The following is a 6418-nucleotide window of genomic DNA, read 5'->3' as shown; positions in this document are numbered from 1 at the left end:
ACTTCCATCAGCATCTGGTTGCTGTTGGCGGTGCCGTAGAAGGTGCAGGTGCCGGGGCCGTGGTAGGCCTTCATCTCCGCTTCGAGCAGGGCTTCGCGGTCGAGTTTGCCCTGGGCGTGGAGCTGGCGGATCTTGGCCTTCTCGTCGTTGGACAGCCCCGTGGTCATCGGCCCGGCGGGCACGAAGACGGCCGGCAGGTGGCCGAACTGCAGCGCGCCGATGACCAGGCCCGGCACGATCTTGTCGCACACGCCCAGGTACAGGCCGCCGTCGAAGACGTTGTGAGACAAGGCCACTGCGGTGCCCATGGCGATCACGTCGCGGGAGAACAGGGACAGCTCCATGCCCGGCTGGCCCTGGGTGACGCCGTCGCACATGGCCGGCACGCCGCCGGCGAACTGGGCCACCGCGCCGGCGGCGCGGGCCGCTTCCTTGATCAGCGCCGGAAAGCGCTCCAGCGGCTGGTGGGCGGACAGCATGTCGTTATAGGCGGAGACGATGGCCAGGTTGGGCTGGCGGATCTCGCGCAGCACCAGCTTGTCGTTGCCGGGCGCGGCGGCAAAGGCGTGGGCGAGGTTGGTGCACGATGCATGGCCGCGCACGGTGCCAGACTGGCGGGCATTGCGGGTGCGTTCCAGATAGGCCTGGCGGGTGGTGGCGCTGCGCTGGCGGATGCGCTCGGTGACGCGGGCGAGGACGGGATGGATGTTCATCATGTCTCCTTGGCCTGTTGAGGCCTGTTTTGTGTAGTTTGTTGAAATAAATGTAGCATTACTCCAAAAAGAAATACAAGAAAGGTTTTGAAATTTTTGTTTTTCTACATCAGCCGTGTAGCTGTTGATATCTATAAAACACAATAAAAACAGAGATATTTAAAGCGGCGACCATTTTTCAGCATGTAGTTTTTCATGTTGACTTTCTACAAAGCTACCGCTTTAATGCGGTGTAACAAAAGTACATTTATAGACGTAATTCGCTTCCTCCGGAGTATTCGTGCAATGAACGAGACGATTTCACCGCTAGCGCTGCCGGGCTTTGTCCGCCAGCGCCTGTTCGATACCGACGCGGCGATGGCCCCCGCGCTGGCCGCCGCCGTGGCCGATGCGCTGCGCAGCGGGCTGGCCGGGCGCGGATGCGCGTCGCTGGCGGTATCCGGCGGACGCAGCCCCATCCCTTTTCTCGAAGCCCTGTCGGCGGAGACGCTGGACTGGTCGCGAGTGACCGTGACGCTCGTGGACGAGCGCTGGGTGGCGCCGGACAGCGTGGACAGCAACGAGGCGTTGGTGCGCCGCCATCTGTTGCAGGGCCGTGCGGCAGCGGCGCGCTTCGTGCCGCTGAAAACGCCGGTCGAATCGCCGGAAGCCGGTGTCGCCGGAGCGTTGACCCTGCGCGCGGAATTGCCGCAGCCCTTCGACGCGGTGGTGCTGGGAATGGGCGAGGACGGCCACACGGCCAGCCTGTTCCCGGACGCGGCCGGCCTGGCCGCCGCACTCGACATGACGGGCGACGCCGAATTGACGTGCATCCATCCGCCAGTGGCGCCCCATGCGCGCATCACGCTGACGCTGGCCGGCCTGCTGGCGACGCAGCGCCTGTTCGTGCAGGCTGGCGGTGCGAAGAAGCGTGAAGTGCTGGAGCGCGCTGCGATCCTAGGCGATCCTCTGCAGCTCCCTGTCGCCGCGGTCCTGCAGCAGCGCAAGGTGGTACCGGAGCTGTTCTTCTGCGCCTGAACCGAGAGTGAAGACAAGGTGAAAACAACCATGGCGACCATGGATTCCCCCGAAAACGATCGCAGCGAAGCCTTGGCCGAGCCGGCGGGCGGCGCCTCGCTCCTGACGCGCATCGGCGCCATGAAGGGTGAGCTGCGCAAGTCCGAGAGCGCGGTAGCCGACTTCGTGCTGGAGCAGCCCAGCGAGGTGCTCAACATTTCCATCGCCGAGCTGGCCTACCGGGTCGGTGTCAGCCAGCCGACCGTGGCGCGCTTCGCCAACGCGCTGGGCTTCTCCGGCTTCAAGGAGTTCAAGCTGCGCCTGGCCCAGAGCATGGCCAGCGGCACGCCCTTCGTGCATCGCGACGTGGGGCCCGAGGACAGCCTCAACCAGGCGGTGCTCAAGGTCTTCGACCGCAGCATCGGCGCTTTGCTCAACGTGCGTAACCACCTGGACCCGGCGCGCGTGGCGCGGGCCGTGGACATCCTCGCCGAGGCGCGGCGCATCGAGTTCTACGGCATCGGCAACTCGGGCATCGTGGCCCAGGACGCGCAGCACAAGTTCTTCCGCTATGGCACGCCCAGCGTGGCCTATGGCGATCCGCACATCCAGGGCATGGCGGCGACGCTGCTGCGGGCCGGCGATGCGGTGGTGGCGATCTCCGCCAGCGGTCGCACGACGGATCTGGTCCGCAGCGTGGAGCTGGCCCGGGATGCCGGCGCCGAGGTGGTGGCGATCACCGCCAGCGGGTCGCCGCTGGCCCGCGCTGCCAGCGTGACGCTGGCTGCCGACGTGCCGGAAGACCCGGACGTCTATTCGCCGATGACTTCGCGCATCGCCCATCTGGCGATCATCGACGTGCTCGCCGTCGGCGTGGCCCTGGTGGCCGGGCCGGAACTGGTGAAGCGCCTGGAAAGAACCAAGCAGACCCTTCGCGACAAACGCATCCGAGGATATTGAGGCCGACATGAACACGCTGACCACCAGTCAGGAATGGCTTGCCCTGCAGGCCCACCGGGAAGAACTCCAGACCGCCCACCTGCGCCGCCTGTTCGCCGATGATCCGGCGCGCGCCGCGCGCTTCTCCATCGAGGCCGCCGGGGTGTTCCTCGACTATTCGAAAAACCGCATCACCACCGCCACGATGGACGCGCTGATGGCCCTGGCCCGCGCCCGCGGGCTGGAGGAGGCGCGCGACGAGATGTTCTCAGGCGCGCCGGTGAACATCACCGAGCACCGCGCGGTGCTGCACCGGGCCCTGCGCGCGCGCAGCGACGAGACCATCCTGGTCGGCGGCGAGAACGTGGTGCCGGGCGTGCGCAACGTACTCGACCAGATGCGCCGCTTCACCGACCGGGTGCGCGGGGGCAGCTGGAAGGGCTATCGCGGCCAGCCGATCACCGACATCGTGAACATCGGCATCGGCGGCTCCGACCTCGGCCCGCAGATGGTCTGCGAGGCCCTGCGCCCGATTGGCCACCAGCGCCTGTCGATGCATTTCGTGTCCAACGTGGATGGTGCGCCGCTGGCCGACGTGCTGAACCGGGTCAATCCGGAGACGACGCTGTTTGTCGTGGTGTCCAAGACCTTCACGACCCAGGAGACCCTCCGCAACGCGACCAGCGCGCGGAGCTGGTTCCTGGAGAACGGCGGCGAGCAGGAGGACATCGCGCGCCACTTTGTGGCGGTGTCCACCGACGCCCGCCGGGTGGCCGAGTTCGGCATTGACCCGGAGCACATGTTCGGCTTCTGGGATTGGGTCGGCGGGCGCTATTCCCTGTGGTCGGCGGTGGGCCTGTCGATCGCGCTGTACATCGGCATGCCGGCTTTTGCCGCGCTGCTCGACGGGGCGCGGGAGATGGACGAACACTTCGCGTCGGCGCCACTGGAGCGCAGCATGCCGGTGATCCTCGGCATGCTGGGGGTGTGGTACCGGCAGTTCTTCAACGCCGGCAGCCACTGCATCGCGCCCTATGCGCACCGCCTCAATCGCTTTCCGGCCTACCTGCAGCAGCTGGACATGGAGAGCAACGGCAAGTCGGTGACCCGCGACGGCCGGCCGGTGTCCGGCGCCACCGGCCCGGTGATCTGGGGTGAGGTGGGCACCAACGGCCAGCACGCCTTCTTCCAGCTGCTGCATCAGGGCACGGATGTGGTGCCGGTGGATTTCATCGCGCCCCTGAAGGCCGACCACGCCCTCGACGACCACCAGCTGCTGTTGCTCGCCAACTGCCTGGCCCAGAGCGAGGCGCTGATGCGCGGCAAGACCGCCGACGAGGTGCGCGCCGAACTGACCGCGGCCGGCATGGCCGGAGACGAGCTGGAGGAACTGGTGCCCCACAAGGTCTTCCCGGGCAACCGGCCGAGCAACACGCTGCTGCTGCCCGACCTGTCGCCGCACTCCCTCGGCGCGTTGATCGCCCTCTATGAGCACAAGGTTTTCGTGCAGGGCATCATCTGGAACATCAATTCCTTCGACCAGTGGGGCGTGGAGCTGGGCAAGCGGCTGGCGGTGGACATCGTCGCCGAGCTGCGCGGCGACGGTCTGGGCACCCACGATGCATCTACGCGGGAGCTGATCGGGCGGGTGAGGGCGTCGCTGAAGGCCTGAGGGCAGGATTGGCCGAGGGCGGACGAATGAATTCGCCCCTACAGGCATCATCCCGACCCGCATCCGGCAAGCATCGCAGGGGCGAATTCATTCGCCCATCCCGATCGTCTCGCCGGTCGCCGTTTCAGTTTTGCTGCCGTGCTCCGAATGCTGGTATTTCTTCATGTCATTCCGCTCGGCGCCTGCCTATAGTGGCGGTGACATTTTTTCCTCCACGATGACCGATGCTCGACAGTGATACCCAGGCATTCCTGCAGACCGGCGTCAGCATCAGCCTGGCCGCATGCAATGCGGCCAGGCTGGCCTGCATGAGTCGCGGCATGGGCTGCAAGGTGCTCGATGGGGGGAGCAGGATGGCGGTCTTCGTCAAACGCTCCCAGTCCCCGGAGCTGCTCGACAACGTTGCCGTCACCGGCAAGGTGGCCTGTGTGTTCAGCCTGCCGAGCAGCAACCGCACGCTCCAACTCAAAGGCGCGGACGCCGTCATGCAGCCCTTTGATCCCGCGGACATGGCCATCGTCGAGCACCATATCGACGAGTTCGTGAGGGAGGTGGTGCCCCTCGGCATGGCTGAGGTGGTGGTACGCACGGTGTTCTCCTGCACGGCAGACGACCTGGTGACGGTGGTCTTCTCGGCTTCGGCGGTGTTCTCCCAAACACCGGGCCCGAAGGCCGGCGAGCCGGTCGGAGGCGCATCCGCATCATGAACGTGCGCCTGGAGACCATCCGTGAGTGCCTGGAGGGCATCATCCCCGGTCACATCGGCACCTGCGACGCCGAGGGCATGCCGAACCTGGCCTACCTGTCCCAGGTGGAGTTCATCGATAAGGAGCACGTCGCGCTGTCCTACCAGTTCTTCAACCGCACGCGGCAGAACGTGCTGGCCGGCTCGCCGGTGCGCCTGTTGCTGACCAGCCATCTCACCGGCGCCCAGTACCGGCTGGAATTGCAGTTCCTGCGCACTGAAACCGCCGGCCCGCTGTTCGAGCAGATGAAGGCCAAGCTGGCCGGCATCGCGGCCCACACCGGCATGAGCGGGGTGTTCAAGCTGCTGGGTTCGGACATCTACCGGGTGCTGTCCATCGAGCAGGTGGTCGGCCCGACGGTGGCGCCGCCACCGCCGCCGGTGAATTACCTGACCGCGCTACGCCGGGCCTCCCAGAAGCTGGCCGGCTGCGCCAACCTGCAATGCCTGCTGGAGACCGCCCTCGACAGCCTGCAGTCGGAGTTTGGTATCGGCCACGTGATGCTGCTGATGCACGATGAGGGGCGCGGCCGGCTGTACACGCTGGCCAGTCGCGGCTATCCCGAGTCCGGAGTGGGTTCCGAGATCCCGATGGGGGCCGGGCTGATCGGCATCTGTGCGCGGGAACGCTCACCGATCCGCATCGGCTTCATGACCAGCGAGTACACCTACGGCCGCACGGTACGCGACAGCATTGCCGCGGAAGGCTATGCGGACACGCTGGAGACGGCGATTCCGCTGCCTGGTTTGCCGGAGGCACGCAGCCAGATGGCAGTGCCGATCCTGGCCTGCGAGCGGATACTCGGTGTGCTGTACGTGGAGAGCGTAGCCGACCTGCACTTCGGCTACGACGATGAGGACGCGTTGGTGGCCTTTGCCGCCCAGTTGGGGCAGGCGATCCTGCATCACCAGCAGGCCGAGGAGGTGGAAGAGGAAGCCGCGACGCCGGAGGTCGTGCCATTGGTTCCCGACGGGCCGCCGTTACGCATTCGCCACTACGCGGCCAACGACAGCGTGTTCCTCGATGACGACTACCTGATCAAGGGCGTAGCCGGGGCGATCCTTTGGGCCTTGCTGCAGGACTTCGTCGAGCGCGGCCGCACCGAGTTCACCAACAAGGGGCTGCGGGTGGACCCGCGCATCCGCCTGCCTGGCGTCAGCGACAATCTGGAGGCCCGCCTGGTGCTGCTGCAGCGGCGCCTGGAGGAAAGGAGCGCCGGCATCCACCTGGCCAAGAGCGGGCGCGGGCGTTATGCGCTGGCCGTGGATCGTCCGCTGGAGTTGGTCGCGGACTGATCCTTGGGTATCGTTGCCTCCCGGGCAGCCGAGCTGCGCCCACACTCAAGAAAACCG

At 66.3% G+C, this 6418-nt stretch carries 6 protein-coding genes; 5 read left to right on the top strand and 1 reads right to left on the bottom strand.

The features are described from left to right. Positions 1-707: dihydroxy-acid dehydratase (locus ACE3RX_RS18570; RefSeq protein ID WP_374486453.1), on the bottom strand; the 707-nt coding region annotated here is incomplete at its 3' end. A 291-nt stretch (positions 708-998) separates the two neighbouring features. Between ACE3RX_RS18570 and pgl the strand changes: the two genes are divergently transcribed. The 5 genes from pgl to ACE3RX_RS18545 all read left to right on the top strand — a co-directional run bounded on the left by pgl (position 999) and on the right by ACE3RX_RS18545 (position 6361). After that, the gene (gene pgl / locus ACE3RX_RS18565; protein ID WP_374486450.1) at positions 999-1730 is read left to right on the top strand and encodes a 6-phosphogluconolactonase; all 732 of its coding nucleotides are present in this window, start codon (positions 999-1001) and stop codon (positions 1728-1730) included. 39 nt (positions 1731-1769) lie between these two features. Next, positions 1770-2669, top strand: a complete 900-nt coding sequence (gene hexR / locus ACE3RX_RS18560; RefSeq protein WP_374486449.1) for a transcriptional regulator HexR — start codon at positions 1770-1772, stop codon at positions 2667-2669. Positions 2670-2676: 7 nt separating this feature from the next. After that, the gene (gene pgi, locus ACE3RX_RS18555) at positions 2677-4320 is read left to right on the top strand and encodes a glucose-6-phosphate isomerase (RefSeq protein ID WP_374486448.1); all 1644 of its coding nucleotides are present in this window, start codon (positions 2677-2679) and stop codon (positions 4318-4320) included. A 224-nt stretch (positions 4321-4544) separates the two neighbouring features. After that, the gene (locus ACE3RX_RS18550) at positions 4545-5027 is read left to right on the top strand and encodes a hypothetical protein (protein ID WP_374486447.1); all 483 of its coding nucleotides are present in this window, start codon (positions 4545-4547) and stop codon (positions 5025-5027) included. After that, a complete protein-coding gene (locus tag ACE3RX_RS18545) occupies positions 5024-6361 on the top strand; it encodes a GAF domain-containing protein (RefSeq protein ID WP_374486446.1) in 1338 nt (445 codons plus the stop codon). Before ACE3RX_RS18550 ends, ACE3RX_RS18545 begins: the two co-directional genes overlap by 4 nt. The last annotated feature ends 57 nt before the right edge of the window (positions 6362-6418 follow it).

This window comes from Zoogloea sp. (assembly GCF_041914405.1).
Taxonomy (GTDB): domain Bacteria; phylum Pseudomonadota; class Gammaproteobacteria; order Burkholderiales; family Rhodocyclaceae; genus Zoogloea.
The sequence above is the reverse complement of the archived record's forward strand: the minus strand, read 5'-3'. Positions and strand labels throughout refer to the sequence as shown.